This is a genomic window from Streptomyces sp. NPDC001816, assembly GCF_042892235.1.
GTDB lineage: Bacteria > Actinomycetota > Actinomycetes > Streptomycetales > Streptomycetaceae > Streptomyces.
The window spans coordinates 383,806-400,216 of the sequence record NZ_JBIATY010000006.1; the positions used below are offsets into that span (position 1 = coordinate 383,806).

The window sequence follows — 16,411 nt, forward strand, 5'->3', positions numbered from 1 at the left end:
ATGAGTTTCGGAGCTGTTGTGCCCACGGTCGAGGTCGCGGACCTCAAGGACGACGACTTCCTGCTGGACGTCCGCGAGGACGAGGAGTGGGAGGCGGGTCACGCCGCGGGGGCGCTGCACATCCCCATGAGCGAGTTCGTCGCCCGGTACGGCGAGCTGACCGAGGCCGCCCCGCAGGACGGCCGCGTCCACGTGATCTGCCGCTCCGGCGGCCGTTCCGCACAGGTCGCGATGTACCTGGGCCGGCAGGGCGTCGACGCTGTGAACGTGGCCGGCGGGATGCAGGTCTGGGAGGCCATGGGCCGCCCGGTGGTCACCGACGCCGGGGTACCCGGCGCGGTCGTCTGACCTTCTTGCCAGGCGGGGTCAGCTGAGCGGGTGGGCCGCCAGCAGGTCCCCGAGCGTCTCCTCGTACGCCGCCGCCGGGCCCAGCGCCAGCTCCAGCTGCTTGGCCCAGGCGTGGTACCGGTGCAGCGGGTAGTCGGTGTCCGCGCCGAACCCGCCGTGCAGGTGCTGCGCCGTCTGCACCACGCGGCGCACGCCCTCCGCCGCCCAGATCTTCGCCACGGCGACGTCTCCGGCGGCGGGCAGCGCCCCCGGTGCGCCCGAGGCGATCCGCCAGGCCGCCTGCCACAGGGTGGCCTCCATGGCACGCAGATCGATGTACCGGTCGGCGGCCTGGACGGCGACTGCCTGGAAGGTCGCGATCGGGTGGCCGAACTGTTCCCGCTTGCCGGTGTACTCCCCGGTCATCCTCAGCACGCGCTCGCCCAGACCGAGGGCCAGCGCACAGGTGCCGGTGGCCAGCAGCGCGTGCAGCCACTCCCAGGCACCGTCGGCCTCGATCACGTCGCCCGCCCCGATCCGCACGGACCGCAGCCGCAGCTCGGCCAGCCGCTCCCCGCTGGTGGAGAACTGCTCCGCGAGCACCAGCCCGTCCTGCGCGCACGGCACCACCGCGAGCACCGTCCGGTCGGCGTCGGTGTGCGCCGGCACGAGGACGAGGTCCGCGTCGTACGCCCACGGCACCGCCGTCTGCACCCCATCGAGCACCCAGGCCGGCCCGTCCCGCCGCGCGGTGACGGCGAGCCCCGCCGGGTCGTGTCCGGTACGGCCGTGCGCGGCGACGGTCAGCACCAGCTCACCGCGCCCCGCCCGGGTCAGCAGCCGCTCTCCCAGCTCCTTCGCGCCGTAGGCCTGTACGGCCGCGGCCGCCGCGCTGTGTTCCAGCAGCGGCACCCGGGCGAGCACCCCGGCGGACTCGCGCAGCACCAGGCACAGCGCGATCGCGTCGAGCCCTGCCCCGCCGTACCGCTCGTCCAGCAGCAGGCCGGTCAGGTCCGCGCCGGCCAGCCGGGACCACAGCGCCCGGTCGAAGCCCTCGGCCACGGCACCGGTGGTGAGCGCCGGACTGGGCACCGCGTCCGGCGCCACCCCGGCGAACACCCCCCGCGCTGCCTCGGCCGCCGCCAACTGCTCCTCACTGAAGGTGAAGTCCACGGCCTGTCCTCCCGGCGGGTCGGGTCATCTGACGGTTCGTCCGACGCATTCGGCATTCGCCTGACGGGCCGTCAAGATAGAACAGGTTCTAGAAGAAGGGAACGGGGAGGGAGCCGTCTTCGAGGCACGCCTCAGCGGTCGAAGTCCAGCTCCACCTTCTCCGTGAGCGGATGCGACTGGCAGGCCAGCACATAGCCGGCGTCCGTCTCCTCAGCCTCCAGCGCGAAGTTGCGGTCCATGCGCACCTCGCCCGAGACCAGGAAGGCCCGGCAGGTTCCGCACACGCCGCCCTTGCAGGCGTAGGGCGCGTCGGGGCGGTTGCGCAGCACCGTCTCCAGCAGGGACTCGCCGTCCTGGACCGGCCAGGTGCCGCCGCGTCCGTCGAGCCGGGCGGTGACGGTGCTGTGCGCCGGTACCGGCACGCCGGCCGCCGGGGTCGCGCCCGCGTCCACGTGGAAGATCTCCTGGTGGATGCGGGCCCGGTCCACGCCCAGCTCGCGCAGTGCCTTCTCCGCGCCCTCGACCAGCCCGTACGGCCCGCACAGGAACCATCCCGCCACCTGGTCCACCGGCAGCAGCGCCGGCAGCAGCCCCGTGAGCCGCTCCCGGTCGAGCCGGCCGGAGGGCAGGCCCGCCTGCTGCTCCTCGCGGGAGAGCACGGTCACCAGCTGCAGCCGCTCCGGGTAGCGGTCCTTCAGGTCGGCGGCCTCCTCCAGGAACATCGTCGACGCGGCCGTACGGTCGCTGCGTATCAGGCAGAACCGGGCCTCGGGCTCACGCGCCAGCAGTGTGGAGACGATCGACAGCACGGGGGTGATGCCACTGCCGCCGACGATCGCCGCGTACAGGCCCGGTGCCGGCTCGAGGGTGAAGCGGCCGGCCGGGGTCATGACCTCCAGCTCGTCGCCGACGTTCACCTCCTTCAGCGCGTACGAAGAGAACGCGCCGCCCTCGACCAGCCGCACCCCCACCCGCAGGGTGTCCGGGCCCTCGCCGGCGGGGTCGGGGGCCGGGGAGCAGATCGAGTACGTCCGCCGTAGCTCGACGCCGTCCTCGCGCCGCCGCAGGGCGAGGTGCTGGCCGGGTGCGTGCCGGTACTCCTCGCGCAGCTCGGGCGGGACGGTGAGGGTGAGCGCGACGGAGTCGTCGGTGAGCCGGTCGACCGCGGCCACCGGGAGCGGGTGGAAGCGTGCCATCACAGCTCCTTGAAGTGGTCGAACGGTTCACGGCAGGACAGGCAACGGCGCAGCGCCTTGCAAGCGGTGGAGGAGAACCGGCTCAGCAGCTCGGTCTCCGCGGATCCGCAGTGCGGGCAGCACACCGGGTCGGTGTCCTCGGTGAGGGTGCGGGTCGCGCCCAGGGTCAGCGCCACCGGTCCGGAGTCGTGGCGCACACGCGGGGGAGCGATGCCGAACTCCTGGAGTTTGCGGCGGCCTTCGGGCGTGATGTCGTCGGTCGACCAGGCGGGGGTGAGTACCGTGCGGACGTTGACCTTGAGCACGCCGTGGGCGTGCAGCACCCGCTCGATGTCCACGCTCATCGCCTCGACGGCGGGGCAGCCGGTGTAGGTCGGGGTCAGGTCGACCTCGACCGCGTCCGGTCCACTGATGTGCACCGCGCGCACCACGCCCAGCTCGTGGAGCGTGAGCACGGGCAGTTCGGGGTCGGGCACCGAGCCGGCCAGCTCCAGCAGCTCCGCCTCCAGGGCGGTGGCGATCACCATGACGCCCCCGGGTGGCTGCGGTGCAGGTGCTGCATCTCGGCGAGCATCCGCCCGAACGGCTCGGTGTGCAGGCCCTGGCGGCCGGCGCCCGCCGACCATGCGCCGGTGCGCGGCCCCTCGGGGACGGTCAGGGTGGCCCGGCCGAGGACGTCCGTCACGGACCGGAGCCACTGGGCCTCCATGCCCGCCCAGTCGGCGTCCAGGCCCTCCACCGGCTGGAACATCTCTCCGGTGAACCGCCACAGCGCCTCGCAGGCCCGCTGCATCCGCTCCCGGCTCGACTCGGTGCCGTCGCCGAGCCGCAGTGTCCACAGCTCGGCGTGGTCGCGGTGGTAGGCGACCTCCTTGACGGCCTTCGCGGCCAGCGGTGCGAAGGGGCCGTCGGCCCCGGCCAGTTCGGTGTAGAGCAGCTGCTGGTAGGTGGAGAAGTACAGCTGGCGGGCGATGGTGTGCGCGAAGTCGCCGCCCGGCTGCTCGACGAGCTGGAGGTTGCGGAAGGAACGCTCCTCGCGCAGGTAGGCCAGCTCGTCCTCGTCGCCGGCCATCGAGAGCAGTACGCGGGCCTGGCCGAGCAGGTCGAGGGCGATGTTGGCGAGGGCGACCTCCTCCTCCAGGACGGGGGCGTGCCCGGCCCACTCCCCCAGGCGGTGGGAGAGCACCAGGGCGTCGTCGCCGAGGGCGAGGGCGGCGGTCGTGGTGACGGTCGCGGTCACAGGTGCTTCACCCCTTCCGGGATCTCGTAGAAGGTCGGGTGCCGGTAGGGCTTGTCGGCGGCCGGCTCGAAGAACGGGTCCTTCTCGTCGGGCGAGGACGCGGTGATGGCGGCGGCCGGGACGACCCAGATCGAGACGCCCTCGCCGCGCCGGGTGTACAGGTCGCGGGCGTTGCGCAGGGCCAGCTCCGCGTCCGGTGCGTGCAGGCTGCCGGCGTGGGTGTGGGAGAGGCCGCGCCTGGAGCGCACGAAGACCTCCCACAGGGGCCAGTCGGTGTTGGTCATGCCTGCTTCGCTCCCGTCTCACCGGTGTGCTTGGCCGCGTAGGCCGCGGCTGCTTCCCTTACCCATGCGCCCTCGTCGTGGGCGTTTCTGCGCTGGGTGATCCGCTGCTCGTTGCAGGGGCCGTTGCCCTTGAGGACCTCCCAGAACTCCGTCCAGTCGATCGCGCCGAAGTCGTGGTGCCCCCGCTCCTCGTTCCACCGCAGGTCCGGGTCGGGGAGGGTCAGGCCCAGGGATTCGGCCTGGGGGACACAGATGTCGACGAAGCGCTGGCGCAGCTCGTCGTTCGAGTGGCGCTTGATCTTCCACTCCATGGACTGCGCGGAGTGCTGCGACTCGTCGTCGGGCGGGCCGAACATCATCAGCGAGGGCCACCACCAGCGGTCCACCGCGTCCTGCGCCATCGCGTGCTGCTCCTCGGTGCCCTTGCTCAGGGCCAGTAGCAGCTCGTACCCCTGGCGCTGGTGGAAGGACTCCTCCTTGCAGATCCGCACCATGGCGCGCGCGTACGGGCCGTAGGAGCAGCGGCACAGGGGGACCTGGTTGGTGATCGCGGCGCCGTCCACCAGCCAGCCGATCGCGCCGACGTCGGCCCAGGTCAGGGTGGGGTAGTTGAAGATCGAGGAGTACTTCTGGCGGCCGCTGTGCAGCTTGTCGAGCAGCTCCTCACGGCTGGTGCCGAGGGTCTCGGCCGCGCTGTACAGGTACAGGCCGTGGCCGGCCTCGTCCTGGACCTTGGCCATCAGGATCGCCTTGCGGCGCAGGCTGGGCGCGCGGGTGATCCAGTTGGCCTCCGGCTGCATGCCGATGATCTCGGAGTGCGCGTGCTGGGCGATCTGCCGGACCAGGGTCGCGCGGTAGGCCTCGGGCATCCAGTCGCGGGGCTCGATGCGTTCGTCGGCGGCCACGGCCGCGTCGAAGGCGCGCTCGTACTCCGCCGTGTCGCCGGCGGTGGTCCGTGCGCCGTCCGCGTCCGTGCGGTGCGCGGCTGCTGTGGCCATGCGTTCCCCCTGACCTCGGGCTTTCCTGGAACATGTCCCGACCGATCGTTCGGTCCGTGCGTAATCAATGGTGTGCCGGGCCGCTGCGGGTGTCAACCGCTGTGGAAAACCTCCCGCGCCACCTGTGGACAACGGTGGGCGGGCGGCACGGCGTGGCGAGAGCCACTGGAGCCGGCTCGTACCCGGGGCTGCGCCGAACGGCCGGTGCTGAGTACCGTTCCGTGCGAGTGCTACGGAGTGGCGCTCGGGAAGAGCCCGGCGCCTGTGTTGGTGCCGGGACGGCCGAACGGAAGCGGGGGACGGGGCGGAATGGACGCGTACGACGAGGACTCGCAGGCCCTGCGCGGGCCCGACGGGTCGACCGGGGCGCGTCGCCCACCGGACCCCGAACACCAGGAGGATCCCGCCCTGGAGGCTTCCGGCGACCCCGACGGCTCCCCGGCTCCCGGTTCTCTGCCCCCGGCACCCCGCACCGGCGTCGCCGCCCTCTCCCCCCGCTACCAGGTCGGCGCGGCGGTGGCGCTCGCGATCGTGGCCGTCGCCGCCTGTGTGCATCTGGGCATGGTGTTCCTGAGCCTCGCGCCGGCGAACACGGTGACCAAGCAGCACGGCAAGGCGATAGAGGAGTGGGTGTACCCGGAGTTCGAGCAGAACTGGAAGCTGTTCGCCCCGAACCCGCTGCAGCAGAACATCGCCGTCCAGGTGCGTGCCGAGGTGCGGATGAAGGACGGCAGCCTGCGCACCACCGGCTGGACCGACCTCTCCGCCCAGGACGGCGCCGCCATCGACGGCAGCCTGGTGCCCAGCCACACCGAGCAGAACGAGCTGCGCCGCGGCTGGGACTTCTTCGTCGCCACGCACGGCACCGACAACCAGCCCGTGGGCATGCGCGGCGCGCTCTCCCAGCAGTACGTGCGCCGGATCGTGGTCATGCGCATGCACCGGACCGACCCGATCAGCAGGGAGGGCGTCATCCAGCGCGTGCAGGTCCGCTCCAGCACCACCAATGTGCAGCCGCCGAAGTGGAGCCGCGAGAAGATCTCCGACAAGCCCGTGTACCGGCTGCTGCCCTGGTGGACGGTGCCCTCCGACGAGGCCGCCGGAGGTGTGCGGTGAACGGTCTGTCCCTGACGCTCTCGCGGTGCATCGCCCGCGTCACCGAGTCGGCGCTCGGCCCGTACCAGAGCGCCGTCATCCGCATCGGCTTCGCCGCGACCTGGCTGCTGTTCCTGCTGCGCGAGTTCCCCCACCGCCAGGAGCTGTACGGTCCCGACGGCCCCTGGGGCTGGGACCTCGCCCAGCAGCTGATCTCCGACAACCACGCCTTCACGGCCCTGATGTGGTCCGACGGACAGGCCTGGTTCGAGACCTTCTACCTGCTGACCATCCTCGCCAGTGCGGCCCTGCTGCTGGGCTGGCGCACCCGGACCGCCTCCGTGCTGTTCATGGTCGGTGTGCTGTCGCTGCAGAACCGCAGCGTCTTCGTCGGTGACGGCGGCGACAACGTCCTGCACCTGATGTCCATCTACCTGGTGTTCACGCGCTGCGGCCAGGTGTGGTCGCTGGACGCGCGCCGGGCGGCCCGCAACGAGGCGGCACGCGCCCGTGGGGAGCAGCCCCGCCCCGACCGCGTGGGAGCCGTGCTGTGGGCGGTCCTCGGGCTCGCGCTCGGCGGTGCGACGCTGGCCGGCCGGTTCGACAGCGGCTGGCTGGTGCCCGCGCTGCTGTGGACGGCCTGGGCGGGCCTCGGTCTGTGGTGGGCGACACAGCGCTGGGCGAGGTCGCAGGAGCCGCGGATCCTGCTGGACGTGATCGCCAACATCCTGCACAACGGTGCCCTGGTCGTGATCATGGCGGAGGCCTGCCTGATCTACGCCACCGCCGGCTGGTACAAGATCCAGGGCTCGCGCTGGCAGGACGGCACCGCCGTCTACTACCCGCTCCACCTGGACTACTTCTCGCCCTGGCCGGGTCTTGCCGACCTGATGTCCTCCAGCGGCACGATCATGATGATCGTGGCCTACGGGACGGTCATGGTGCAGGTCGCCTTCCCGTTCACGCTGTTCAACCGGCGGGTCAAGAACGTCCTGCTGGTGGCGATGATGACCGAGCACGCCGTGATCGCGGTCGTCCTCGGCCTGCCGTTCTTCTCGCTGGCGATGATCACCGCGGACGCGGTCTTCCTGCCGACCTCCTTCCTGCTGCTCCTCGGCGGCTGGGCGGCACGCGCATGGGGACGGCTGGGACGCCGCGGCGACGGCGGCGAGGGCGGTGAGCCTACGCTGCCGGCGCAGCGCACCTCGCAGGACGGCACGCCGGGACGCGTAGGGTTCACGGCATGACCGACCCGGTGACCCGGTGGCGCGAGCGCGCCGGCGGCGCCGTGCTGCTCGACGGCTTCCACGCTCTCAAGCACGCGCTGCGCTTCGGCGCGGAGGTGCCCGTCGCGGTCACCACCGACCGGCGGGCGGCGCTCGCTCTCGCCGGGGAACTGGCCGGGGACGTCAGGGACGCGCTGGACGCGCTCCTGACGGAGGTGCCCCAGGAGACGTACGCCTCGCTCGTGCCGCGGCCCCATCCGACGGGCGTGGCCGCCCTGGCCGTACGGCCGCCCCGCGAGGCCAATCTGCGGGCGCTCGCCCACATGCCCCGCACCGCGCCGATCGTGGTCCTCGACAACCCGCGCAACCTCGGCAACGCCGGGGCCGTGATCCGGCTGGCCGCCGGTTTCGGTGCGACCGGGGTGGTCACCACGGGCACCCTCGACCCCTGGCACCCCACCGTGGTGCGCGGTGGAGCGGGGCTGCACTTCGCGACCGCCGTGGAGCGGCTCGAGGTCGAGGAGCTGCCCGCGGGGCCGCTGTTCGCCCTCGACCCCGAGGGCGACGACATCCGGGGCACCAAGCTGCCGGACGACGCCGTGCTCGCCTTCGGGTCGGAGCGCAGCGGTTTGTCGGCCGAGCTGCGCGCGCGTGCCGACCACCTGCTGGCGCTGCCGATGCGCCCCCAGGTCTCCAGTTACAACCTGGCCACCAGCGTGGCCATGACGCTGTACCACTGGAGTGCCGCCGGGGGCGCACCCACGGCTTCCTAGGCCTCCCGCCGGACCTCCACCACCCGGAAGCGGTTGGCCACGAACGCGCCGTCGGTGAGGGCCGCGTTCGCCGCCGGGTTGCCGCCCGAGCCGTGGAAGTCGGAGAAGGCGGCCGTCTGGTTCACGTACACCCCGCCGATCAGGTTGAGGGACAGCTGGGCGGCCTCCTCCAGGCAGACCTCCTCGACGGCCTGCGTGACGTCCTGGTCGGTGGTGTAGGCGCCGACGGTCATGGCGCCCTTGTCGCGGACCGTGCGGCGCAGCAGCTCGACCGCGTCGGCCGCCGAGTCGACCGCGACGGCGAAGGAGACGGGGCCGAAGCACTCGCTCATGTAGGCGGCCTCGTCGTCCGGCTTGGCGCCGTCCAGCTTGACGATCACCGGGGTGCGGACGACGGCGCCCGGGAACTCCGGGTTGCTGATCTCGCGCGAGGCCAGGGCGACCTCACCGAGGCCGGCCGCCGCCTCCAGACGGGCCTTGACGTCCGGGTTGACGATCGCGCCCAGCAGGGCGTTCGCGCGGGCGTCGTCGCCGAGCAGGCCGTCGACCGCGCGGGCGAGGTCGCTGGTCACCTCGTCGAAGGTCTTGGGGCCCTCGTCGGTGCGGATGCCGTCGCGCGGGATGAGCAGGTTCTGCGGGGTGGTGCACATCTGGCCGCTGTACAGGGACAGCGAGAAGGCCAGGTTGGACAGCATGCCCTTGTAGTTGTCGGTCGACTCCACGACGACCGTGTTGACGCCGGCCTTCTCCGTGTAGACCTGCGCCTGGCGGGCGTTGTCCTCCAGCCAGTCGCCGAAGGACGTCGAGCCGGTGTAGTCGATGATCCGGATCTCGGGGCGGGTGGCCAGCGTCTTGGCGATGCCCTCGCCGGGGTGCTCGGCGGCGAGCGCGACCAGGTTCGGGTCGAAGCCCGCCTCGGTGAGCACCTGCCGGGCGACCTGCACGGTCAGCGCGAGCGGCAGCACCGCGCGCGGGTGGGGCTTGACCAGGACCGCGTTGCCGGTCGCCAGGGAGGCGAACAGGCCCGGGTAGCCGTTCCAGGTCGGGAAGGTGTTGCAGCCGATGACCAGGCCGATGCCGCGCGGGACCGGCGTGAACTGCTTGGTCAGCGCCAGCGGGTCGCGCTTGCCCTGCGGCTTGGTCCACTCGGCCGTCTCGGGCGTGCGGACCTGCTCCACGTACGCGTACGCCACCGCTTCCAGGCCGCGGTCCTGGGCGTGCGGGCCGCCCGCCTGGAACGCCATCATGAAGGCCTGTCCGCTGGTGTGCATGACCGCGTGCGCGAACTCGTGCGTCCGGTCGCTGATCCGCTTCAGGATCTCCAGACAGACCACCGCCCGGGTCTCCGCGCCCGCGTCCCGCCAGGCACGCTGTCCGGCCTTCATGGCGGGCAGGAGCACGTCGACGTCCACGTGCGGGTAGGTCACGCCCAGCTCGATGCCGTACGGGGAGATCTCGCCGCCCACCCAGTCGTCGATGCCGGGCTGGTCCGCGAGGTCGAGGCGGTTGCCCAGCAGGGCCTCGAAGGCGGCCTTGCCCGAGTCCGCGTCCAGGCTGCCGTTCTCGCCGTAAGCCTTCGGATGCTCGGGATGCGGGGACCAGTACGCGCGCGTGCGGATCGCTTCCAGGGCCTGGTCGAGAGTGGGCCGGTGCTTCACGATCAACTCGTGCGCGGTCAGTTCGGCGGCCATGCGGGACCAACTCCTCGTCTGGAGAACTCATCGTCGAGTTCATGACCTGGGGTGAAACAGAGGCGGGAAAAGGCGGTCAGAGCTAGAGTAACCGAACGATCGGTCGGTACAAGGGGGCCTGCCGCATCTGTGGACAACGTCGTGCGGGAGGATCGCGCACATGACAGCACTCGACCTCAGCAGGCCCGTGGCCGTCGTCGGCGCCGGCACCATGGGTCAGGGAATCGCCCAGGTCGCGCTGGCCGCCGGCCACCCGGTGAAGCTCTACGACGCCGTGCCCGGGCGGACCCAGGGGGCGGCCGAAGCGATCGGCGCCCGGCTCGACCGGCTCGTGGCGAAGGACCGGCTCACCGCCGCCGAGCGGGACGCGGCCCGCGCCCGGCTCACGCCCGCGGACAGCCTTGCCGAGCTGTCCGACTGCACACTGGTCGTCGAGGCCGTCCTGGAGCGGCTGAACATCAAGCAGAAGCTCCTGCGCGAGCTGGAGGACGTCGTCGCCGACGACTGTCTGCTCGCCACCAACACCTCGTCCCTGTCGGTGACGGCCATCGGCGGCGCGCTCGTCAACCCCGGCCGCTTCGTGGGCCTGCACTTCTTCAACCCGGCCCCGCTGCTGCCGCTGGTCGAGGTCGTCTCCGGGTTCGCCACCGACGTCACGTCGGCCACGCGCGCGTACGAGACCGCCCGCGCCTGGGGCAAGACCCCGGTGGCCTGCGCGGACACCCCCGGCTTCATCGTCAACCGGATCGCCCGGCCCTTCTACGCCGAGGCCTTCGCCGTGTACGAGGCCCAGGGCGCCGACCCGGCCACCATCGACGCGGTCCTGCGCGAGTCGGGCGGCTTCCGGATGGGCGCGTTCGAGCTGACCGACCTGATCGGGCAGGACGTCAACGAGTCCGTCACCCAGTCGGTGTGGCAGTCCTTCTTCCAGGACGTCCGCTTCACGCCCTCGCTGGCCCAGCGCCGGCTGGTCGAGTCCGGGCGGCTCGGCCGCAAGAGCGGGCACGGCTGGTACGACTACGCCGAGGACGCCGAGCGTCCCGAGCCGCACACGGCCGACAAGGAGCGGCCGCCCGCGTACGTCGTCGCCGAGGGCGGCCTGGGCCCGGCGGCCGAACTCCTCACGCTGGTCCGTGAGGCGGGCATCGAGGTCCGCGAGGAGGCCGAGGACAACGGCACCCGCCTGGTGCTGCCGAGCGGCGGCCAGCTGGCCCTCGCCGACGGCCAGACCTCCGTGGAGTTCCGCGACGTCGTCTACTTCGACCTCGCCCTCGACTACCGCAAGGCCACCCGCATCGCCCTGTCCTCCTCCCAGGACACCGCGCCGCAGACCCTCGCCGAGGCGATCGGCCTCTTCCAGGCGCTCGGCAAGGAGGTGAGCGTCATCGGCGACGTCCCCGGCATGATCGTCGCCCGCACCGTCGCCCGGATCGTGGACCTCGCGCACGACGCCGTCGCCAAGGGCGTCGCCACCGAGGAGGACATCGACACCGCGATGCGCCTCGGCGTCAACTACCCGCTCGGCCCCTTCGAGTGGAGCCGCCGGCTCGGCCGCGGCTGGGCCTACGACCTGCTGGACGACCTGCACCTGCGCGACCCCTCCGGCCGGTACGCGCCGTCCCTCGCGCTCTACCGACACGCGTACGCCACCGACAAGCGGGAGGGCAGCACCTCATGACCACCGCCAAGCGCGACACGTACACCCCCGAGACGCTGCTCTCCGTCGCCGTCCAGGTCTTCAACGAGCGCGGCTACGACGGCACCTCCATGGAGCACCTGTCCAAGGCGGCCGGTATCTCCAAGTCGTCCATCTACCACCACGTCAGCGGCAAGGAGGAGCTGCTGCGCCGGGCCGTCAGCCGGGCTCTGGAGGGCCTGTTCGGGATCCTCGAGGAGGAGCACGCGCGCGTGGGGCGCCCCGTGGAGCGTCTGGAGCACGTCGTGCGGCGCATGGTCGAGGTGCTGATATCCGAGCTGCCCTACGTCACGCTGCTGCTGCGCGTGCGCGGCAACACCGAGACCGAACGCTGGGCGCTGGAGCGGCGCCGCGACTTCGACCACCGGGTCGCCGAGCTGTTGAAGGCCGCCGCCGCCGACGGTGACGTACGCGGCGACGTGGAGGTGCGGCTGGCCACCCGGCTGGTCTTCGGAATGATCAACTCCGTCGTGGAGTGGTACCGGCCCGACACCCGCGACGCCAGCGGCCGCGAGGTGGCCGACGCGGTGGTCCTGCTGGTCTTCTCGGGCCTGCGGCAGAACTGATCTCAGGTCGGCTCCAGGTCCTCCTCCTCGAACACCAGCAGGGTGCGGGTGCTGAGCACCTCGGGGATCGCCTGGAGCCGGGTGAGCACCAGCTCGCGCAGCGCCCTGTTGTCGGGCGTGTGCACCAGGAGCAGGACGTCGAAGTCACCGCCCACCAGAGCGATGTGGGAGGCGCCGGGCAGCTGCCTGAGCTGCTCGCGGACCGTGCGCCAGGTGTTCTGGACGATCTTCAGCGTCACGTACGCCGATGTGCCGTGCCCTGCCCGCTCGTGGTCGACGCGGGCGCTGAACCCTCTGATCACGCCGTCCTCGACGAGACGGTTGATGCGCGCGTAGGCGTTGGCGCGGGAGACGTGTACACGCTCGGCGACGGACCGTATCGAGGCGCGGCCGTCCGACTGCAGGATCTTCAGGATGTCCTGGTCTATGGCGTCCAGCGGACGCGGTGACGGCAGGACGCCGTCCTGCGGTCCATCGGCCATTTGTTCAGCTGCCATGTCCCCCCGCTTCATCGCTGTGGACGTCCTGCATTCATTGCAGGTTGTGGAGAACCGTTTGTCCACAGCCTGACGGGGCCTGTAGCCAAAATGTGCCGTCGACCGAACAATCGGTAGGTGAGGCGGGTCACAGCCGACACGCCTCCCGTAGCCGCTCCCACGAGGAGGTGCCGTCATGACGGTCATGGAGCAGCGAGGCGCGTACCGGCCTTCGCCGCCGCCCGCCTGGCAGCCCCGTATGGACCCCGCGCCGCTGCTGCCCGACGCCGAGCCCTACCGCGTCCTCGGCACCGAGGCAGCGGCCAAGGCCGACCCGGACCTGCTGCGCCGGCTGTACGCACAGCTGGTGCGCGGCCGCCGGTACAACGCCCAGGCCACCGCGCTCACCAAGCAGGGCCGTCTCGCCGTCTATCCGTCCAGCACCGGCCAGGAGGCCTGCGAGGTCGCCGCCGCCCTGGCTCTCGAGGAGCGCGACTGGCTGTTTCCCAGCTACCGCGACACCCTCGCCGCCATCGCCCGCGGTGTGGACCCCGTAGAGGCCCTCACCCTGCTGCGCGGCGACTGGCACACCGGCTACGACCCGTACGCGCACCGTGTGGCGCCGCTCAGCACTCCGCTCGCCACCCAGCTCCCGCACGCCGTCGGCCTCGCCCACGCCGCCCGCCTCAAGGGCGACGACGTGGTCGCGCTCGCCATGGTCGGCGACGGCGGCACCAGCGAGGGCGACTTCCACGAGGCGCTGAACTTCGCCGCCGTCTGGCAGGCACCGGTGGTCTTCCTGGTGCAGAACAACGGCTTCGCTATCTCCGTCCCGCTCGCCAAGCAGACCGCCGCGCCCTCCATCGCCCACAAGGCCGTCGGCTACGGCATGCCGGGCCGGCTGGTCGACGGCAACGACGCGGCCGCCGTGCACGAGGTCCTCAGCGACGCCGTACGGCACGCCCGCGCGGGCGGCGGCCCGACCCTGGTCGAGGCGGTGACGTACCGCATCGAGGCCCACACCAACGCCGACGACGCCACCCGCTACCGCGGCGACTCCGAGGTCGAGGCCTGGCGCGCACACGACCCGATCCAGCTGCTGGAACACGAGCTGACCGAGCGCGGCCTGCTCGACGACGCCGGCCGCGAGGCCGCCCGGCAGGACGCCGAGGAGATGGCAGCGGACCTGCGTGAACGCATGAACCAGGACCCCGAACTCAACCCCATGGACCTCTTCGACCACGTCTACGCCGAGACCACCGCGCAACTGCGCGAGCAGCGCGCCCTGTTGCGCGCCGAGCTGGAGGCGGAGCAGAACGACCAGGAAGGCGACCACCGATGACCACCGTCGCCGTCAAGCCCGCCACCATGGCGCAGGCCCTCACGCGCGCGATGCGCGACGCGATGGCCGCCGACCCCACCGTGCACGTCATGGGCGAGGACGTCGGCACCCTCGGCGGTGTCTTCCGGGTCACCGACGGGCTCGCCAAGGAGTTCGGCGAGGACCGCTGCACCGACACCCCGCTCGCCGAGGCGGGCATCCTCGGCACCGCCGTCGGCATGGCCATGTACGGGCTGCGCCCGGTCGTGGAGATGCAGTTCGACGCCTTCGCCTACCCGGCGTTCGAGCAGCTGATCAGCCATGTCTCCCGGATGCGCAACCGCACCCGCGGCAGGATGCCCCTGCCGATCACCGTCCGCGTCCCCTACGGCGGCGGCATCGGCGGCGTCGAGCACCACAGCGACTCCTCCGAGGCCTACTACATGGCCACCCCGGGCCTGCACGTCGTCACGCCCGCGACCGTCGCCGACGCCTACGGGCTGCTGCGCCAGGCCATCGCCTCCGACGACCCGGTCGTCTTCCTGGAGCCCAAGCGGCTGTACTGGTCGAAGGACTCCTGGAACCCCGAGCACCCCACGGACGTCGAGCCCATCGGGCGCGCGGTGGTACGCCGCCCGGGCAGCAGCGCCACGCTCATCACCTACGGCCCGTCCGTGCCGGTCTGCCTGGAGGCTGCCGAGGCCGCCCAGGCGGAGGGCTGGGACCTGGAAGTGGTCGACCTGCGCTCCCTGGTGCCGTTCGACGACGAGACGGTCTGCGCGGCCGTCCGCCGCACCGGGCGCGCGGTGGTCGTGCACGAGTCGACCGGGTTCGGCGGCCCGGGCGGCGAGATCGCGGCCCGCATCACCGAGCGCTGCTTCCACCACCTGGAGGCGCCGGTGCTGCGCGTGGCCGGCTTCGACATCCCCTACCCGCCGCCGATGCTGGAGCGGCACCACCTGCCCGGCGTCGACCGCATCCTGGACGCCGTGGCGCGCCTGCAGTGGGAGGCCGAGGGCTGATGGCACAGGTGCTGGAGTTCAAGCTTCCCGACCTCGGCGAGGGCCTCACCGAGGCGGAGATCGTCCGCTGGCTGGTTCAGGTCGGTGACGTCGTCGCCGTCGACCAGCCGGTCGTGGAGGTCGAGACGGCCAAGGCGATGGTCGAGGTCCCCTGCCCCTACGGCGGCGTGGTCACCGCCCGCTTCGGCGAGGAGGGCACGGAACTGCCCGTCGGCGCCCCGCTGCTGACGGTGGCGGTCGGCCCCCAGACTTCCCAGGCCACCGGCGGGGACACCGAGGGATCGGGCAACGTCCTGGTCGGCTACGGCACCTCCGAGGCGCCGGCGCGGCGCCGGAGGGTACGAGCGACGTCGCCTGCCAACGGGACGGCGAAGGAGCCCGCCCTCGCACCCGCGGCGGCACCCGTGCACGCCGAGGGCCCCGTCCCCGTGATCTCCCCGCTGGTGCGCCGGCTCGCCCGGGACAACGACATCGACCTGCGGCAGCTGTCCGGCTCGGGCCCCGACGGGCTGATCCTGCGGGCCGACGTCGAGGGCGCCCTGCGGGCCAGGGCCACCCCCGCCCCCGCCTCCGCGGCGGCGGAACCGGCCGCCCCCCTGTCCCCCATCCGCAACGGCATCCGCATCCCCCTCAAGGGCGTCCGCGGTGCCGTCGCCGACAAGCTGTCCCGCAGCCGCCGGGAGATTCCCGACGCGACCTGCTGGGTCGACGCCGACGCGACGGAACTCATGCGCGCGCGGGCCGCGATGAACGCGGCCGGAGGACCGAAGATCTCCCTCCTCGCACTGCTCGCCCGCATCACCACCGCCGCCCTCGCCCGCTTCCCCGAGCTGAACTCCTACGTCGACACCGGCGCCCGCGAGGTCGTCCAGCTCGACCAGGTGCACCTCGGGTTCGCCGCGCAGACAGAGCGGGGGCTGGTCGTGCCGGTCGTCCGGGACGCCCACGCACGCGACGCCGAGTCGCTGACCGCGGAGTTCGCCCGGCTCACCGAGTCCGCCCGGGCCGGGAAACTGACCCCGGGGGAACTCACCGGCGGGACCTTCACGTTGAACAACTACGGGGTCTTCGGCGTCGACGGCTCCACCCCGATCATCAACCACCCCGAGGCCGCCATGCTCGGCGTCGGCCGCATCATCCCCAAGCCCTGGGTGCACGAGGGCGAGCTGGCAGTGCGCCAGGTCGTCCAGCTCTCGCTCACCTTCGACCACCGGGTGTGCGACGGCGGCACGGCAGGCGGTTTCCTGCGGTACGTGGCGGACTGCGTGGAACACCCGGCGGTGCTGCTGCGCACGCTGTGACGCAGGCGAAGGCCTGAAGGAGGAGG

Annotated in this window: 17 protein-coding genes; 9 read left to right on the plus strand and 8 right to left on the minus strand. The window is 72.2% G+C overall.

Translation table 11 applies throughout. The annotated features are described in order from the left end of the window. The first annotated feature begins 18 nt into the window (after positions 1-18). The gene (locus ACFYZZ_RS23610; RefSeq protein ID WP_389179781.1) at positions 19-348 is read left to right on the plus strand and encodes a rhodanese-like domain-containing protein; all 330 of its coding nucleotides are present in this window, start codon (positions 19-21) and stop codon (positions 346-348) included. An 18-nt stretch (positions 349-366) separates the two neighbouring features. Here ACFYZZ_RS23610 and ACFYZZ_RS23615 read toward each other — a convergent pair whose 3' ends face one another. The 6 genes from ACFYZZ_RS23615 to paaA form a co-directional block, all read right to left on the minus strand. Further along, the gene (locus tag ACFYZZ_RS23615; protein WP_389179176.1) at positions 367-1,500 is read right to left on the minus strand and encodes an acyl-CoA dehydrogenase family protein; all 1,134 of its coding nucleotides are present in this window, start codon (positions 1,498-1,500) and stop codon (positions 367-369) included. A 131-nt stretch (positions 1,501-1,631) separates the two neighbouring features. Continuing rightward, entirely contained in the window at positions 1,632-2,696 is a 1,065-nt protein-coding gene (locus tag ACFYZZ_RS23620) for a 2Fe-2S iron-sulfur cluster-binding protein (RefSeq protein ID WP_389179179.1), read from the minus strand. Further along, positions 2,696-3,223 carry a 1,2-phenylacetyl-CoA epoxidase subunit PaaD gene (paaD, locus tag ACFYZZ_RS23625; RefSeq protein WP_389179182.1) on the minus strand — a complete coding sequence of 176 codons (528 nt, stop codon included), beginning with the start codon at positions 3,221-3,223 and terminating at the stop codon, positions 2,696-2,698. The genes ACFYZZ_RS23620 and paaD overlap by 1 nt, the downstream gene beginning before the upstream one ends. Beyond that, positions 3,217-3,936, minus strand: coding sequence for a 1,2-phenylacetyl-CoA epoxidase subunit PaaC (paaC, locus tag ACFYZZ_RS23630; protein WP_389179185.1), 720 nt, complete (start codon positions 3,934-3,936; stop codon positions 3,217-3,219). The genes paaD and paaC overlap by 7 nt, the downstream gene beginning before the upstream one ends. After that, positions 3,933-4,220: a 1,2-phenylacetyl-CoA epoxidase subunit PaaB gene (gene paaB / locus ACFYZZ_RS23635; protein WP_094218582.1), complete on the minus strand. Its 288-nt coding sequence runs from the start codon at positions 4,218-4,220 to the stop codon at positions 3,933-3,935. Before paaB ends, paaC begins: the two co-directional genes overlap by 4 nt. Then, positions 4,217-5,218, minus strand: a complete 1,002-nt coding sequence (paaA, locus tag ACFYZZ_RS23640; protein ID WP_389179189.1) for a 1,2-phenylacetyl-CoA epoxidase subunit PaaA — start codon at positions 5,216-5,218, stop codon at positions 4,217-4,219. The genes paaB and paaA overlap by 4 nt, the downstream gene beginning before the upstream one ends. 309 nt (positions 5,219-5,527) lie before the next feature. Between paaA and ACFYZZ_RS23645 the strand changes: the two genes are divergently transcribed. From ACFYZZ_RS23645 to ACFYZZ_RS23655, 3 genes are read left to right on the plus strand one after another with little or no spacing between them, the layout of a single operon-like run. Beyond that, a complete protein-coding gene (locus ACFYZZ_RS23645) occupies positions 5,528-6,334 on the plus strand; it encodes a DUF5819 family protein (RefSeq protein WP_389179192.1) in 807 nt (268 codons plus the stop codon). Continuing rightward, positions 6,331-7,560, plus strand: a complete 1,230-nt coding sequence (locus ACFYZZ_RS23650; protein WP_389179195.1) for an HTTM domain-containing protein — start codon at positions 6,331-6,333, stop codon at positions 7,558-7,560. The genes ACFYZZ_RS23645 and ACFYZZ_RS23650 overlap by 4 nt, the downstream gene beginning before the upstream one ends. After that, entirely contained in the window at positions 7,557-8,312 is a 756-nt protein-coding gene (locus ACFYZZ_RS23655) for a TrmH family RNA methyltransferase (RefSeq protein ID WP_389179198.1), read from the plus strand. The genes ACFYZZ_RS23650 and ACFYZZ_RS23655 overlap by 4 nt, the downstream gene beginning before the upstream one ends. Here ACFYZZ_RS23655 and paaN read toward each other — a convergent pair. Continuing rightward, positions 8,309-10,003: a phenylacetic acid degradation protein PaaN gene (gene paaN / locus ACFYZZ_RS23660; RefSeq protein WP_389179201.1), complete on the minus strand. Its 1,695-nt coding sequence runs from the start codon at positions 10,001-10,003 to the stop codon at positions 8,309-8,311. The two genes, ACFYZZ_RS23655 and paaN, sit on opposite strands and share 4 nt — an antisense overlap. Before the next feature lie 160 nt (positions 10,004-10,163). Here paaN and ACFYZZ_RS23665 point away from each other — a divergent pair, with 160 nt between their 5' ends. After that, complete coding sequence (locus tag ACFYZZ_RS23665; protein WP_389179204.1) at positions 10,164-11,681, plus strand: 3-hydroxyacyl-CoA dehydrogenase; 1,518 nt, start codon at positions 10,164-10,166, stop codon at positions 11,679-11,681. Beyond that, positions 11,678-12,265, plus strand: coding sequence for a TetR/AcrR family transcriptional regulator (locus ACFYZZ_RS23670; protein ID WP_389179207.1), 588 nt, complete (start codon positions 11,678-11,680; stop codon positions 12,263-12,265). The genes ACFYZZ_RS23665 and ACFYZZ_RS23670 overlap by 4 nt, the downstream gene beginning before the upstream one ends. Positions 12,266-12,267: 2 nt before the next feature. Here ACFYZZ_RS23670 and ACFYZZ_RS23675 read toward each other — a convergent pair whose 3' ends face one another. Further along, the gene (locus tag ACFYZZ_RS23675) at positions 12,268-12,762 is read right to left on the minus strand and encodes an Lrp/AsnC family transcriptional regulator (RefSeq protein ID WP_386572751.1); all 495 of its coding nucleotides are present in this window, start codon (positions 12,760-12,762) and stop codon (positions 12,268-12,270) included. A gap of 175 nt (positions 12,763-12,937) precedes the next feature. Here ACFYZZ_RS23675 and pdhA point away from each other — a divergent pair, with 175 nt between their 5' ends. From pdhA to ACFYZZ_RS23690, 3 genes are read left to right on the plus strand one after another with little or no spacing between them, the layout of a single operon-like run. Next, positions 12,938-14,083 carry a pyruvate dehydrogenase (acetyl-transferring) E1 component subunit alpha gene (pdhA, locus tag ACFYZZ_RS23680; protein WP_389179211.1) on the plus strand — a complete coding sequence of 382 codons (1,146 nt, stop codon included), beginning with the start codon at positions 12,938-12,940 and terminating at the stop codon, positions 14,081-14,083. After that, positions 14,080-15,084, plus strand: a complete 1,005-nt coding sequence (locus ACFYZZ_RS23685) for an alpha-ketoacid dehydrogenase subunit beta (protein ID WP_389179214.1) — start codon at positions 14,080-14,082, stop codon at positions 15,082-15,084. Before pdhA ends, ACFYZZ_RS23685 begins: the two co-directional genes overlap by 4 nt. Beyond that, positions 15,084-16,385: a dihydrolipoamide acetyltransferase family protein gene (locus tag ACFYZZ_RS23690; RefSeq protein WP_389179217.1), complete on the plus strand. Its 1,302-nt coding sequence runs from the start codon at positions 15,084-15,086 to the stop codon at positions 16,383-16,385. Before ACFYZZ_RS23685 ends, ACFYZZ_RS23690 begins: the two co-directional genes overlap by 1 nt. Positions 16,386-16,411 lie beyond the last annotated feature (26 nt).